16 protein-coding genes and 3 pseudogenes are annotated in these 13459 nt (G+C 64.4%); 11 read left to right on the top strand and 8 right to left on the bottom strand.

Translation table 11 applies throughout. From position 1 onward, the window contains the following. Positions 1-224 precede the first annotated feature (224 nt). The 4 genes from ABN028_RS34075 to ABN028_RS34090 all read left to right on the top strand — a co-directional run bounded on the left by ABN028_RS34075 (position 225) and on the right by ABN028_RS34090 (position 3977). On the top strand, positions 225-1466 hold the full coding sequence (locus ABN028_RS34075; protein ID WP_349699485.1) for an ATP-binding protein: 1242 nt from the start codon (positions 225-227) through the stop codon (positions 1464-1466). 90 nt (positions 1467-1556) lie between these two features. Further along, positions 1557-2078 carry a helix-turn-helix transcriptional regulator gene (locus ABN028_RS34080; protein WP_349699486.1) on the top strand — a complete coding sequence of 174 codons (522 nt, stop codon included), beginning with the start codon at positions 1557-1559 and terminating at the stop codon, positions 2076-2078. A gap of 1120 nt (positions 2079-3198) precedes the next feature. Beyond that, positions 3199-3474, top strand: coding sequence for a helix-turn-helix domain-containing protein (locus ABN028_RS34085; protein ID WP_349331671.1), 276 nt, complete (start codon positions 3199-3201; stop codon positions 3472-3474). Between the two features lie 20 nt (positions 3475-3494). After that, on the top strand, positions 3495-3977 hold the full coding sequence (locus tag ABN028_RS34090; RefSeq protein WP_349699487.1) for a DDE-type integrase/transposase/recombinase: 483 nt from the start codon (positions 3495-3497) through the stop codon (positions 3975-3977). A gap of 99 nt (positions 3978-4076) precedes the next feature. Here ABN028_RS34090 and ABN028_RS34095 read toward each other — a convergent pair whose 3' ends face one another. Both ABN028_RS34095 and ABN028_RS34100 read right to left on the bottom strand, forming a co-directional pair. Next, on the bottom strand, positions 4077-4400 hold the full coding sequence (locus ABN028_RS34095; protein ID WP_349699488.1) for a hypothetical protein: 324 nt from the start codon (positions 4398-4400) through the stop codon (positions 4077-4079). A gap of 402 nt (positions 4401-4802) precedes the next feature. Continuing rightward, positions 4803-5468 (bottom strand): MFS transporter, encoded by a 666-nt coding sequence (locus ABN028_RS34100; RefSeq protein ID WP_349699489.1) that lies wholly within the window; start codon positions 5466-5468, stop codon positions 4803-4805. A gap of 270 nt (positions 5469-5738) precedes the next feature. Between ABN028_RS34100 and ABN028_RS34105 the strand changes: the two genes are divergently transcribed. Then, on the top strand, positions 5739-6311 hold the full coding sequence (locus tag ABN028_RS34105) for a DUF6777 domain-containing protein (RefSeq protein ID WP_349699490.1): 573 nt from the start codon (positions 5739-5741) through the stop codon (positions 6309-6311). A gap of 484 nt (positions 6312-6795) precedes the next feature. Here ABN028_RS34105 and ABN028_RS34110 read toward each other — a convergent pair whose 3' ends face one another. Continuing rightward, the gene (locus tag ABN028_RS34110) at positions 6796-6957 is read right to left on the bottom strand and encodes a hypothetical protein (RefSeq protein ID WP_349699491.1); all 162 of its coding nucleotides are present in this window, start codon (positions 6955-6957) and stop codon (positions 6796-6798) included. On the opposite strand from ABN028_RS34110, the gene ABN028_RS34115 reads away from it, so the two are divergent. Together ABN028_RS34115 and ABN028_RS34120 are read left to right on the top strand one after the other, a co-directional pair. Continuing rightward, a complete protein-coding gene (locus tag ABN028_RS34115) occupies positions 6940-8085 on the top strand; it encodes a gluzincin family metallopeptidase (RefSeq protein ID WP_349699492.1) in 1146 nt (381 codons plus the stop codon). The genes ABN028_RS34110 and ABN028_RS34115 overlap by 18 nt on opposite strands. Positions 8086-8095: 10 nt before the next feature. Beyond that, a complete protein-coding gene (locus ABN028_RS34120) occupies positions 8096-8383 on the top strand; it encodes a protealysin inhibitor emfourin (RefSeq protein WP_349699493.1) in 288 nt (95 codons plus the stop codon). Here the strand turns inward: ABN028_RS34120 and ABN028_RS35680 are convergent. Next, a complete protein-coding gene (locus ABN028_RS35680) occupies positions 8364-8921 on the bottom strand; it encodes a helix-turn-helix domain-containing protein (protein ID WP_502879253.1) in 558 nt (185 codons plus the stop codon). The two genes, ABN028_RS34120 and ABN028_RS35680, sit on opposite strands and share 20 nt — an antisense overlap. Between ABN028_RS35680 and ABN028_RS34125 the strand changes: the two genes are divergently transcribed. Continuing rightward, positions 8806-9687, top strand: coding sequence for an SdiA-regulated domain-containing protein (locus ABN028_RS34125; protein ID WP_349699494.1), 882 nt, complete (start codon positions 8806-8808; stop codon positions 9685-9687). The two genes, ABN028_RS35680 and ABN028_RS34125, sit on opposite strands and share 116 nt — an antisense overlap. A 140-nt stretch (positions 9688-9827) precedes the next feature. On the opposite strand, the gene ABN028_RS34130 is transcribed toward ABN028_RS34125, so the two are convergent. Both ABN028_RS34130 and ABN028_RS34135 read right to left on the bottom strand, forming a co-directional pair. Further along, a complete protein-coding gene (locus tag ABN028_RS34130; protein WP_349699495.1) occupies positions 9828-10691 on the bottom strand; it encodes a hypothetical protein in 864 nt (287 codons plus the stop codon). Beyond that, positions 10688-11140 carry a hypothetical protein gene (locus ABN028_RS34135; RefSeq protein ID WP_349699496.1) on the bottom strand — a complete coding sequence of 151 codons (453 nt, stop codon included), beginning with the start codon at positions 11138-11140 and terminating at the stop codon, positions 10688-10690. The genes ABN028_RS34130 and ABN028_RS34135 overlap by 4 nt, the downstream gene beginning before the upstream one ends. A 204-nt stretch (positions 11141-11344) precedes the next feature. On the opposite strand from ABN028_RS34135, the pseudogene ABN028_RS34140 reads away from it, so the two are divergent. Both ABN028_RS34140 and ABN028_RS34145 read left to right on the top strand, forming a co-directional pair. After that, a pseudogene (locus ABN028_RS34140) lies at positions 11345-11611 on the top strand (IS3 family transposase); the annotation flags it as partial. Between the two features lie 83 nt (positions 11612-11694). Further along, positions 11695-12313: pseudogene (locus ABN028_RS34145) on the top strand (IS110 family transposase); the annotation flags it as partial. A gap of 98 nt (positions 12314-12411) precedes the next feature. Here ABN028_RS34145 and ABN028_RS34150 read toward each other — a convergent pair. Then, positions 12412-12909 (bottom strand): hypothetical protein, encoded by a 498-nt coding sequence (locus ABN028_RS34150; RefSeq protein WP_349699497.1) that lies wholly within the window; start codon positions 12907-12909, stop codon positions 12412-12414. Here ABN028_RS34150 and ABN028_RS35685 point away from each other — a divergent pair. After that, positions 12799-13182, top strand: a complete 384-nt coding sequence (locus tag ABN028_RS35685) for a transposase (protein ID WP_502879254.1) — start codon at positions 12799-12801, stop codon at positions 13180-13182. The two genes, ABN028_RS34150 and ABN028_RS35685, sit on opposite strands and share 111 nt — an antisense overlap. Before the next feature lie 151 nt (positions 13183-13333). Here ABN028_RS35685 and ABN028_RS35690 read toward each other — a convergent pair. After that, a pseudogene (locus ABN028_RS35690) lies at positions 13334-13459 on the bottom strand (IS630 family transposase); the annotation flags it as partial.

Raw genomic sequence — 13459 nt, forward strand, 5'->3', positions numbered from 1 at the left:
ATCGCACCCACGAACCAAGAACGTCCCGATCACCGTCATGCAACACCAACGCCGCAGCAGGAGGATGAGCCATACCAGCATCCTCCCAGGAACAACCGTCCAATCATTAACGCCACGCCGTACTAGCTGCCTCGCCGGGGTTGCGTGTGTTGGCGACGAGCCGGGAGCCGTTGGGAGTCAGCGAGGAGCACCTCTGGCACGTTCCTCCCCTGTCAGTGCCTTCCATGGAGGAGTCGGATCTGGGCGAGTTGACCCTGGACAGATCAGAATCTGGGAGTGCCTCCCAGTACGAGTCGTTGGTGTTGTTCGAGGATCGGGCCGCCGCGGTGCTGCCAGGATTCGCTCTCAGTGCGGACAATGAGATTGTGGTGGCCCGGTTGTGCCAGCGGTTGGACGGCCTGCCACTGGCGATTGAGCTCGCGGCGGCACGGGTCCGGTCCTTGTCGGTGGAACAGATCCTAGATCGCCTGGAGGACCGTTACCAGTTGCTGACGAGGGGAAGCCGTGCTGCCCAGCCGCGACATCAGACGCTGCGGGCGACAGTGGAGTGGAGCTACGAGCTGTGTTCGAAATTGGAGCGGACGCTGTGGGCGAGGTGTTCGGTCTTCGCTGGCGAATTCGACCTGGAGGCCGGCGAAATGGTAGGCGCCGGTGACGGGTTGACCGCGGATGATGTGTTCGCGGGGGTGGCCAGTCTGGTCGACAAGTCGATTCTGACCCGCGGGACCGGGGGCCCTCGTACCCGCTACTACATGTTGGAGATGATCCGCCAGTACGGCCATGACCGGCTAGTCGAGCGGGACGACCTGACCGCAGTGCAACGCCGGCACCGTGATCACTACCTGCGGCTGATGGAGCAGGGTGAGGCCGAATGGTTCGGCCCTCACCAACCCGAGTGGCTGGACCGTTTCCGGGCCGAACGACGCAATCTGTGGGCGGCGTTGGACTTTAGCTTCACCGAACCGGGCGAGGTCCGCACCGGGCTGCGCATGGTCGGAGCGATGGGGTGGTGTTGGACCGGATCCGGTGTCGTCCGGCTCGGCCGGAACTGGCTGGATCGGGCGCTCGCCCTCGATACGGAGCCGAGTCGTGAGCGAGCCAAGGCCCTCTGGCTTGTCGGCTGGCTCGCGCTCAATCAGGGCGATATTCCGTACGCCTTATCCGTGCTCGAGGAGTGCTGTCAGCTTGCGCGGCGACTAGGCGACCTGACAGACCTGGCGTATGGAACACAGTTCATGGGGCGGGCCAGAACGTTGCGCAACCAGCTACCGGACGCGCTGGCGCTGTTGGAGCACGCACGAGCACGGCATCGAGCGTCGGGTGAACTCAACTCCGTCACGACCCTGGGGTTGTACCAATGTGGCATGGCCCCTTCGCTGCTGGGCGACGTGGCGCGCGCCGTCGGCTACTTCGAGGAGTGCGCGGCGGTGTGCGAGGCCCACGGCGAACGCTGGAGCCGTTCCTGAGCACTGTGGGGCCTTGCCTTCACCTGCTTGGGACAGGGGAACCTCCAGCAGGCGAGTATGCGTGCCAGGGAATCGCTGCGACTGAAGCGAGTGCTCAACGACCGGTTCGGCATCCCGTTCTGCGTCGAGCTGTTGGCCTGGCTTGCCGGGCTGGGCGGTGATGCCGAGCGTGCCGCCCTCTTGCTAGGAATGGGCAACAAGATGTGGGAGCCGATCGGCGTGCCGCTGTTCGGGTCCGCGGCCCTGCGTGACTGGAGCGTGGGATGTAGAGTGCGGTCCGCCGAGGTCCTCGGAGCGGACGCTTTCGAGGCCGCATTCCAACGAGGCAGCGGATTCACCTTCGACGCCGCCGTCGCCTACGCGCTTGGTGAGCAACCGAAAGCGGCCCCGGATACCTCTACCGCGCCGCGGGTTTCCGCGTCGGCGTTGACCAAGCGGGAGCGAGAGGTCGCCCTGCTGGTCGCTCGAGGCATGGGAAACAGAGAGATCGCGTCCGCATTGGTGATCTCGAAACGAACAGCCGAAACCCATGTCGAGAACATCCTCACAAAACTAGGTTTCACCTCACGGGCGCAAATCGCCGCCTGGACCGCCCGGCAACGGGAGAAATAGGCGATCGTAAGACAAGTCGGTGCCTCTGTGTTCGTCAAGCGGCCATGCCGCCCCGACAAGGAACTAGATACACGAGTCGGCTCACCTCGACAAAGCCAAGCTTGGCAGCTAAACGTATAGATGCCTGATTGTCCGCGGCCGCGCCCCAGACCGGCTTGAGACCGTCAGCGCGGACGGCTTCGCATGCCATCGCCGCATAGCTGTGGCGATCCGTAGGCCGCGATGACTGCTCGCGACGTGCACGCCGACGTCGGCGTATGTATCACCGGCGGCGCAGGAGCTCGCCTGGCGGACAATCGCCCCACAGTCGGTGGCGACGAGGACGCGCGCCGCCCCAGCTCCACCGCAGGTTGCAGGACTTCTTGACTGGGGAGAAGGTCATCGGAGGCCGCGTAGAGCGTGGAAGATCCGAGCTATGGAGCGACCGCACGAGCGGGTGTGGCTCGACAGATGCGAGACCTTCCAAGACGTGAACGACCGTCGATGACACGTCGCGCGATGCCCCGTCGGCGGCTGAACCCGTCCGCCACTCGCTCAGCGGTCTCCCAGGTCAGCTCGACGCAGCCCCAGCCCTCGACGCGAGGCAACAGGTAAAGCAAGGCCGCCGGGTCGCCGAAGCCCAGCGGTTCGTCGGCCAGGAGGGCCGACTCGACAACCACCGCCTGCGGCTCACGGAACCTACGCGTGACCCAAGCCCGTCCGAATCCGGATCGCAGCGCATGGATGGCAATAGCAGACTCGGGTGACTCTCCTACGAACGCAACGAGCGCTTCCTGCTGTTCGCCTCCAGCCGCTTCAGCGATCTGATCGTCCGGCGCGTTTTCGACACCGGTCCTTCGTCTCCGGCCCAGCCAGCGCAAACAGTTTGGCACCAGAAACCGCGTCAACCACCGAGGTTTTAGTCGTACGTGACCCACGCACGAACTCATGCCACGCGTCCAGCAACTCGCATGTTACCCGAGCGGGTTCATGCCGTCTGACCTGGGGAAACATGGGAGCCGCCTGTGGTGTGCTGGCTCAGGACATCGGAATGGGGTGTCTCACGACATCGGAATAGGAATGTCTCGGGTCATCGGCATGGCGGGTCCGGTGCCGCTGGCCGGTTGGCAGAGGCTGCCCGGTGTCGAAACGTCGTCTTGTCATCACCGCCGTCCTCGCCGGCGCATCACAGTCCGAGACCGCCCGCACCTACGGTGTCTCCCAGAGCTGGATCAGTCGTCTCATGGCCCGCTACCGCGCGGCGGGCGAGGCCGCGTTCGAGCCGGACTCGCGGGCACCAAGGACCAGCCCCGCCTCGGCCGCCGAGGAGACCGTCCAACTCGTCCTCGAACTACGCAAGAAGCTCGCCGAGCAGGGTCTGGACGCCGGCGCAGACACCATCGGCTGGCGCGCCTGACCCACCACCACCAGATCACCGTGTCGCCGGCCACGATCAACCGAATCCTGGTCCGCCACGGCACCCTCACCCCCGACCCGTCCAAACGGCCGAAGTCGTCATACATCCGCTTCGCCGCGGAGCAGCCCAACCAGTGCTGGCAGTCCGACGTCACGCACTACCGGCTCACCAACCCCGACGGCACACCCAGCACGGATGTGGAGATCTTGTCCTGGCTCGACGACCACGCCCGCTATGCCCTCAGTGTGACCGTCCACCCCCGCATCACCGGCCAGATCGTTGTGGCTACCTTCGGTCAAACCGTTACCCAGTATGGGATTCCGGCGTCCACGCTGAGGGACAACGGCATGGTCTTCACCACCCGGCTACCCGGTGGCAAAGGCGGCCGCAACGCCTTCGAGACCGAACTCCGCGCCCTGGGCGTGATGCAGAAGAACTCCCGCCCCAACCACCCCACCACGTGTGGGAAGGTCGAGCGATTCCAGCAAACAATGAAGAAATGACTGCGCGCCCAAGACCCCCAACCGTCCACCATCGCCGACCTCCAGACACTCCTGGACGCGTTCGTCACCGCCTACAACAACAACCGGCCACACCGGTCCCTACCGAACCGGGCAACCCCGGCCACCGCCTACACCGCCCGCCCCAAAGCCACCCCCGGCAGCCGCCACACCGACACCCACCACCGCCTCCGCCACGACCGCATCGACAAAGCCGGCAAGATCACCCTGCGCCACCAAGGAACGCTCTACTCCATCGGCATCGGCCGAACCCACACCCGAACCCGCGTCCTCGTACTCGCCCAAGACCTCGACATCCGCATCATCGACGCCGCCACCGGCGAACTCCTCCGCGAACTCGTCCTCGACACATCCAAGCGCTACCAACCCACCGGACGACCGCCCGGACCCACCCCCAAATGACATCAGCCCGAACCCACAAATCGTAGGTCCGGGCTATGCCGATGTCCTGAGACATCACACAGGAGCCGCCTGTGGGAATCGAACCCACGACCTACGCATTACGAGAACCGCCGCCAACGTCCACCACACCATCTACCCGCGACTCTGCCCCCACCCGCTCCCCCATTACCCCCACCAGACGACGACGATCGCCCGCAGTTCATGCCACGAACCATGCCACGTGGCGCCATCGCCCTCAGGCGCTGACCTGGTAAGGCACGCATCCGCAGTGCAGTCTTCAAGGCGACCGGGCGGCTTCTATCGATCAGGCGGTCTAGCGCAAGGCGCTGGCGAGCGACCGCCTGCAAGTCCCGGCTCGCGGCACGTGACAATGCCTCGCCTCGACGCGAGCAGGGACGACGCCGGTCATGACCTGCCCTTCCTCCCACGAGCGTCGTCGCGCCAGTCCCTGCCAGGGCCCTGGCAGGAGAAGCCTCTGGTGCTGGGCACCAGCGCGGCGGCGGCTGGGGCGAGGAAGCAGACCAGCGCGCAGCAGCCGACTACGGCGGAGCTACCGAATGCGTCGATCGCCGGTGCGATGAGGGCTACCCCGACAGGTGCCAGACCGTACGACAGCAGGAAGTCGAGCGACGAGACCCGGGCCAGCTTGCTCGGCTCGACCTCGCGCTGGGTAGCGGTGAACCACGGAACGTTGAAGAGCTCGATCGCCACCCCCGCGACGGCGTAGGCCGCCACCACGGCCACGACGGGAACCGACAGCAGCAAACTGAGCAGCGCGAATCCGTAGCAGGCCAACGCCGCCAGCGCTGCCCAGCCCTGTGCGCGAGGGCGCCAGCGGGCGATCAGCATGGCTCCGGCCAGGGCGCCGAGGGTGTGGGCGGTCATGGCCGACGCGAGAACGACCTCACCACCGTACGTGCTGCCGTACCGGTCCCGGCTGATCACCGGCAACACGACACTGGTGACGGAGTAGCCCGTCATGATGACAGCGGTGAGCGCGGTCAGACCGGCGAGAAACCACGGGTGCCGGCGCGCCAATCGCTTGTCCCGCAACAGATCCACGCCCTCCACGCGGTCATTCCTGGTCCGCAACACCCCACCCCAGCACCAGGACTGTCAGACACGTGACCGGCTGAGGAGCCGGCGTGACCTCGAACGCAGAACCGAAACGACGGCGTCCTTCGCTGCCAGCCCTGGGTGCGATCGTCGTCGTGGTGCCTGTGATCACGTTCACCTGATCCAAACGGCGAAGCCGGCGTCGGCTGAATACAACCTCGAGCCTTGTCGGCATGACGACCGTTTCGCCCTTCACACCGCCGGTCGCAACGGACCGAACCCGATGTGTCCACGCCAAGCAACGCCGGCCAGACGTACCAGGGAAGTACGCCTGGGCTCTACGCCGGGAACCCCCAACCAACCAAGAGCCATGCGACCGACAGCATTGATCGCGCACCTGCGGGCCGACCCGACAACGCCCGACACCCGGCCGGCATCATTGGCGTCGGAGCACCCGACGTCCCAGGGTACGTCGGTGGCCCGTCCAACTTCCTCCTTCGCTCGTACACTTATGCGACGACCTACGGCTATCGCGGTAACGTGACGTCGAGTTCGTCGCTGCTTCACGCTGGCACCGCAGTCTTCATCGACAAGCAAGGCACCATCGTCGTGAAGTGCAACTGCGGCAACCCGGCAAAGGTGATCCTCCAATCCAAGGTTGCTCAAGCCACGTTCGTCGGCAGCCCCGGGCCAGCCTTCTCGCCGTCCACTGTCACAGCTGTCCAGCCGGCCACCAACAACGTTCAGCAACTGATGCTCGTGCAGATCAACACCGGTGTGATCTTCGATCGAGAGTTGGGCGCCAACGACGTTCCCGACACAATCATCGACACCGTCCCGACCAACCTTGCAATGTAAGGGCAGCAAGGTCCTCCACGATCTAGGACTTGACCAACGGCGACGACGGCACGGCAGGCCTTCATCAGGCACTTGGCCCCCACCGACCTCGTGCTCACTCAACCGCACCGGACGATTTGTGGCATCCCACCTACCTCCGACAAGACCAAGTAGAGCGGGCCGTAACGCACGGTTACCGATGCCCGGTTGTTTGGGAGACACTGTGGATAGCGGGAGGGTGGGGCAGGCGCCAAGCAACGTGTCCGGGCACGAGGAAGCGCTGAGTCCGTCGGGTGTCTGGCCTGCTGAATCGCCCGCTGTCAACGATGGAAGGGGAGCCATCATGGGGAGCAGCCACGAAGAGATCGCGCGAGATCAAGCAGCGCAAGACACCGTGCCGCATAGGCGGTTCCCGCAGCAGCGAAGTTCGTCCCGGGGCGCGGGGGCTGCCACACTTCCTGGGCTCGTGCGTCCACGGGCGGTTTCCACTCCGGTCACCGCGCCGTCACAGGACGGCTCGCGCCTTTCGATTTACAAGCAGGATCCCACTGTCGGTGAGCTCGGCGTACGCGACGTCTTTGTGCCGGGCGTAGTGCTGAACGGTCCAACCGATACCCGAATGTGTGCGGAGCTTGCGGGTGTCACGCCCGTGGCACGTAACGCCCATGCGGACTTCACCTTCGCGGTGGGCACGCCGCAGTTCGACGCTGTCCACACCTGGGCGGTCGTCCGCAAGACCCTGACAATGTACGAGCAACTACGCGGAGCACCGCTGCCGTGGGCATGGAACACGGATTGTAACACCTCCGAGATCACGGTCTTCCCACACGCGGGCGAGACACCGAACGCTTACTACAGCCGCAGCGAGAAGGCGTTGAAGTTCTTCCACTTCACTCCCGACCCGCAGAGTTCGCCGATCTTTACCTGCCGGTCGTTCGACATCGTCGCCCACGAGGCGGGTCACGCCGTCCTCGACGGGCTGAAGCCGGGGTGGCTGTCGGCCGATGCCGCGCCCCAGACAGGCGGTTTGCACGAGGCGTTCGGGGATCTCACGGCGATCTTCCTTGCCCTGTCCCAGCTCGACCAGGCCGAGGCACTGATCACTATCAGCAAGGCCAACCTGCACGAACGTACATTCCTGTCGAATCTCGCCGAGCAGTTCGGCGTCGGACTCGGCATGCCCTTCGGGTTGCGCAACGCCGACAACGACCTGACGCTGCGTGAGGTTGGCAACGAAGTCCACGCGATCTCGCAGGTCTTCACTGGCGGTATCTACGACGTACTCGCGGACATCTTCGCCGTCGAGTACGACCGGCAGCGCATCAGCAAGGACCCCGCGCTCATCCTCGTCGAAGTCGCACACCGGCTGGCATCGCTGCTGCTCGAGGGGATCATCGCTGCTCCCGCCACAGGCGCGACCTACGCCGACATCATCAACGCCATGCTCACCGCATCCATGAGGCGGCGCGAGCCGGCCGTCTACCGCCGCTACTTGCGTGACAGGTTCGCGCTGCGTGAGGTTGTCGTTTCCCCGACATCACTGGCCGACATCATCGCGACCGGCTTCGCACCGGCAGACGTGCCCTCCGTAGATGCCGAGGACGTGGCTAGTGTCGAGCGGGTCGATCACACGCCTAGCCTGCGGGCCCGGCAGGACCGTTCCACGAGCTGCGGCACCATGCAGATGCCGGAATACCGCGTGCTGTCTGAAGGCAAACTCGCAACAGGGGAGTCAGTCGGGGACGACGGTCTCCTCGCCGCCGACCGGGAGAAGCTGGCGAAGGCGTTCGCCTAGGAGGTGCGCCGTGCGGGTGCGGATCGAGCGGTCCAGCGGTCTGGCTGGCATCGTGCAGCAATTCGGACCCATCGACACGGAACTGCTACCGCCCGACCGCGCCCGCACCATCGAGCACGCCATCGCCAGACTCGCCAAGGAACTCGCCAACAAGCCACCGCACATCGGTACCGACATCCCTACCTACCGGGTGACCGTAACCGACGGATCCACCCACCACACTTACACCTGGCCCGAGACCAAACCCGGCGTACGCCCCGACGCACTCGACGACCTGCTCACCGAACTGGGTACATGACGCGGAGTGCCGGGGAGTCCCTGGGCTGGTAGCAGACTTCGGCTGATATGACGTGGGCGCCGGGGGGACACGAAGGCGAGAAACGCACTGCCGGGGCTTGCCGATCCGGGCGAACCGCGGGGCCGATCCTCCTCGAACGATCCCCGCTCCATCTTGGGTCCAACGCCGCGAACCCGAGGGCGTTGAACGCGTGGATCACCTCGCGCGCATGCCGCGGCGAGGCCGCGAACGTCGCAGCCGCCCCAGAAGCGCTCCGACCCTGCAACGACGCCAGCGCGATCCCGACACGGCGCAGCCGAACCCGATCTTTGGCCGTCGGAGTCAACCCAACTGGGGGCAGACCCATGTATCCGATCGTGCCATCATGGCGACTGAGCATAGTGGCAGAAAGAGCTACACCGTCTGGCCGCAATGGGGTAGTCATGCGACAACATCGACTTGAGATCAAGGCCGGACCGCTCAGCGTGCCGTTGTGCGAGATCTCTGGCATTTGCCAATCCCATGGCACACTGGGGCAAGAACTGCGACTCCTGGCCATCGGTGATGATTCACCAATCGTGATCACCGTGGATATTGAGCCGGGAACTGAAGGCCATCCACTGTGCCATGATTTGACGACGGTGCTTTCCGCATCGACGACCCAGATAGGAAACTGGGAAGCCTTCGCAACCGATAGCGACGGAACGGTCTTTATTTTGCAAGAGGACCCCGGCGCAGTTGCTATTCTGGACGCCGACCTCGGAGAACTTCTGCATACCGTGCACCTCCAGGTGGACCCTGGCCTTGTGATCGGCAACGAATGGACATCGGCGCCAAAGTCACGCGGCGAAGGGCTCGTACTTCTCGGCCAAGGTCATCTGCTCGTCGTCAAAGAAAGGGAGCCGAAGCGGCTGCTCGAATTTGGGCCCGAAGGAGCCACGCCCCAAGGCATCTCACCAAGCACGGTGCTCGATGTGCACGAACGGTTCTCCATGCCTCCCGCGACCCAGACCGAGTTTGAGTTACTCAAGCAGTGGAAGTTCGAACACGAAGCAAAGCACGAGATGGAGGATCTGAGCGACGCTGCTGTGGCGCCGAACGGTCGAATCTACCTGCTGAGCGACAGATCTCAGCGAATCGGCAAGATCCAGGAACGCGTGGCACCCGACGAGAGGCATGTCAGTCTTGACAAGTCGTGGGAAATGCCTGCCCAGATCGACAAGCCAGAAGGACTCACCATCGGCCATGACTGGAGCCCGATCGTGGCCGTCGATAAAGAGGAGCAGGAAAATAGCCACTATGTTCTAACTAACCTCCGGGCATGACCTGCAAATCGCCACACATCGTAGAGGCGGGCATCCGCGGTTCGACGTCGCTATTCAGGACTGCTCGGGCTGTTTTCCCGGCCGGCCGCGGACGAGCTCAACAATCGCTCAGCAGACCTCCGCCGCGTCGGCCCGTCATTTCACAGGGAGTGTGACGGCACCTCACCGGGTCCGATGTCAACCAGCGCAGCGCTGCACACGTCGGTGCTGGCCACTGCGATTCGGTACCGTCCGGCACCAGGGTCCTCGAGCACAACGGCGGGAATGACGTCGGCGACACAGTCGTTCCCGAGTTCGCCTTGCAACCGACCCCTGCCGCCTTGATTGAGGCGGACTTCGACGTCGGTCGGTGTTTCAACGATCACGGGGACATTGGCCACATCATCGTCGGGTGAGTTGGCGCCCCAGGCGAAGATGAAGATGCCAATGCCTGAGACGACGGCAAGGCCCGCAACCAAGATGCTGGCGGTAACGAAGCGCCTACGCACCAACTGGTAGGTGGCCATGCGAACGACCGTATTCGTGACATTGTTGAGGTGGATGACTTGCAAGTTCTTGGCGCGGTATGCCGATTTCCTCGCTTCATCCTGGGGCTCAGCCTGATACGATTTGAAGGCTTGTAGTTGATTCTCGACCGCGCCTGTCAGCTGACCAGGAAGGCTAGAGATTCCGTCTTCGCCGACCGCCTTCATCAGGGCTGTGTCTTTGGAGATTTCGCGTGTGACGTCTGGCTTCGTGGGCAGATTGTATATAGACAGGTTCACACCCACCCCGAGCACGATCGCGCAGGCGATCGCTGCGCCGATTACGGCGGCGAGCGCGATCCCAAATCCAACCATGACTGCGACAAGGCGTCCGCCACTGGCTTCACCAATGTTGCTTAGCGAGAGTCCGGCTATGAGGAGTGCACCTACAGCCGCCAGCGACGTGAGAAACCACTTGAGCGTATCACGAAGGCGTTCTGTGGCCTTGGCGTAAACGTCGCTGGTCGACTCGGGGCTCACGACTCCCCGCTGGTGGTGTCTGGGCGGACGACTACCTCACTAGAGTTCTCGCTAAGTACAGCCGCCACGATGTTGTCGCTGACAATGCGGACACCCGGGGGCGTCTCTGCGGGATCGGACGGCTGGAACCTGAAGGTAAGCGAGTCTGCCGTCAGGAGTTCGTCGAAATCGACGTCTTCGAGGTTCCGGCTCTGGCCCGCGTCTCCAACGAGAATCGCTGCAATGTGGCCACCTCCGAGCGTGGGAACATCCTCGACGGTTTGGAGCTCGATCGGTTTGGTGTCGGACGCGACATTGCCGTCCTGGTTACCGCCAGTCGGTCCACCTCCCCCTGTTCCCAACGTGGCTGGAATGGCGACGACCATGACGGTGCGACCGTCGGCAAGATTGAAGATCTGCGTGTCCCCTACAGCCAGAAGCACCACGTTGCTTGGAACCAGGTTGACCACAGGATCCCCCGATCCTCATGTTCTCGCAGCCATGCTCAGAAAGCTCAATTGACACTGGGTTCCAATTTCACCACGACCGTACGGATGTGTCCATAGTCCCGACGGGTCAATCTCCAATCCGTCATGCTAAACCTTCGACACCTCAACCGCTGGCGGTGTAACCCGCCCATGAGCCGAATCGATCTGAGACCGCACGAACTGGCCAAGCGTATAGTCGCCGGCCGCAACCGGGTTAGCCGGCTCAGCACCGCCCACCGCATCTGGTCGGTCCACGCCCCAGGCCTGAATCGCAAGCCCGGACACCCGGTGCACGACGACCGGGTCATGCGAACCTTCCGCAGCCAGCGACCGAACCAGCTGTGGCTGACCGACATCACCGAACACCCCACAGCCGGGGGCAAGCTCTACCTGTGCGTGATCAAGGACGCCCTGCAGCAGCCGGATGTCGGCTACTCCATGGCCGAGCGGATGACTGCCCAGTGGCCGTCGCCGTGTCCGCCGGTTCGGCGATGCGCGGTGCCGTTCTGTGCTCATCGGCTGAATCGGAGAACGACATGACGAGCATGCCCAGCACCCGGCCACAGCGCCAGCGCCGAGCGCCAACTCGACCTGATCGTGTCGTGTTCGCCGGCGTTGACACGCACAAGGAGCTGCACGTGGCAGCCGTGATCGACACAGCCGAACCGGTGTTGGGCGCCCGCAGCTTCTCCACCACACGCGCTGGCTACCGGGCGATGCTGGCCTGGATCGCAGAGTTCGGTGGCCTGGCTCATGTCGGTATCGAGGGCACCGGTTCCTACGGCGCCGGGCTCACGCGGCATCTGGCCAAGAACGACGTCACGATCCTGGAGGTCGATCGGCCGGATCGCTCAGATCGTCGCCGCAAGGGCAGAGACGACGACCTCGACGCGATCAGCGCAGCCCGAGCCGCGTTGCACGGCCGCCGCGCCACTATCCCCAAGTCCAAGGACGGCGCAAATGGAGGCCCTGCGGGTGTTGCGTGTCGCTCGAGCCCAAGCCGTCCGGGAGCGACGCAACGCCCTGCAGTTGCTGCGCATGACCATCGTGTCTGCTCCGGAAGAGCTACGCGACCAAGTTCGACACCTGACCCGGATGCAGCTCATCCGCACCCGCGCCGCCTGGCGTCCCGACGTGTCCGGTCCGGCCCGGCCGAGTCAGCCCGACTACCTGCGCGCCGCGTTCTCTGAGGGTGCGACTGCAAACGGGGTCTTCGCGGTCGAAGGTGATGTGGGCATACCTCGATGACCTGCTCACCAACCTCGCCACCCTGCCCGCCAGCTCTGGGCTGGATGCCGCACAGCTGCTGCGGCGTACGTTCCCCGACCTCCGGTATTATTCATCCGACGCGCCGACACGATCGCGCAGGCCGTCTCGTTCGCGCGGGCTCCGCCAACGACCATCCGGGTGGCCAGGTCGATCACGGTCGCCAGGTACAGCCAGCCCTGGTCGGTCTTGAGGTAGGTGCTGTCGCCGACAAGCCGCTGCCCGGGTGCGGCGAGGGTGAAGTCCCGGCTGATCAGGTCCGGCGCTGGCTCGGGCTGTTCGCCGGGCACAGTGGTTCCCTTGTACGCCCGCGGCTGGACGGCCCGGAGTCCGAGCTCGCGCATCAGATCCGCGACCAACCCGACGCTGCATTCGTGGCCCTCCCGATTCAACCGCTGCTGGAGCTGCCCGGGATCGGCCTGATCACCGCTGGGATCCTCTACGCCGAGGTCGGACCGGTAGGCAGATTTCCCAGTGCCAGGCATCTGACCTCGTGGGCCGGGCTCACGGCCAAGCATCGAGAGTCCGATACGCATGTGCATCGCGGGTCGATCACCACGCAGGGCAGCAAGCCGCGATCGAGGCAGTCCAAGAGATCCCGTCCAACGCCGGCTGGCTCATCGCCCACAGGTCCCGGCTGGCGCAAACCCGCGGCCGCAAGATCGCCACCATCGCGACCGCGCGCAAGCTGCTCACGCTGGTCTACTACGCGCTGCGCGACGGACAAGTCGCTGAGCAGCGCACGGCGGCGCGCGTAGGGTTCGCACGTGCCAGGGCGCGATGCCGTTCGCAGGTCTGACCCCGGCACCGCGCCGGCGAGGTCGCCGCGCTGATCTAACTGTTGCCCGAGGCACTGTCGTATCGCTCCATGCCCCGCTCGCCGACTTCTTTACCATCCTCGGCTGGCTGCTAGTACCCCGTGGTTGAGATCTTTTGACGGTTCGTTTTGGTGAGGATCTGGTCGGCGGTCTTGGTCCAGACGAAGGGGTGGCAGCGGTCGTTCCAGCCGGTGATGAATTGGCGGATCTTGGTGAT

It is taken from the genome of Actinopolymorpha sp. B17G11 (assembly GCF_040196095.1).
Taxonomy (GTDB): Bacteria; Actinomycetota; Actinomycetes; order Propionibacteriales; family Actinopolymorphaceae; genus Thermasporomyces.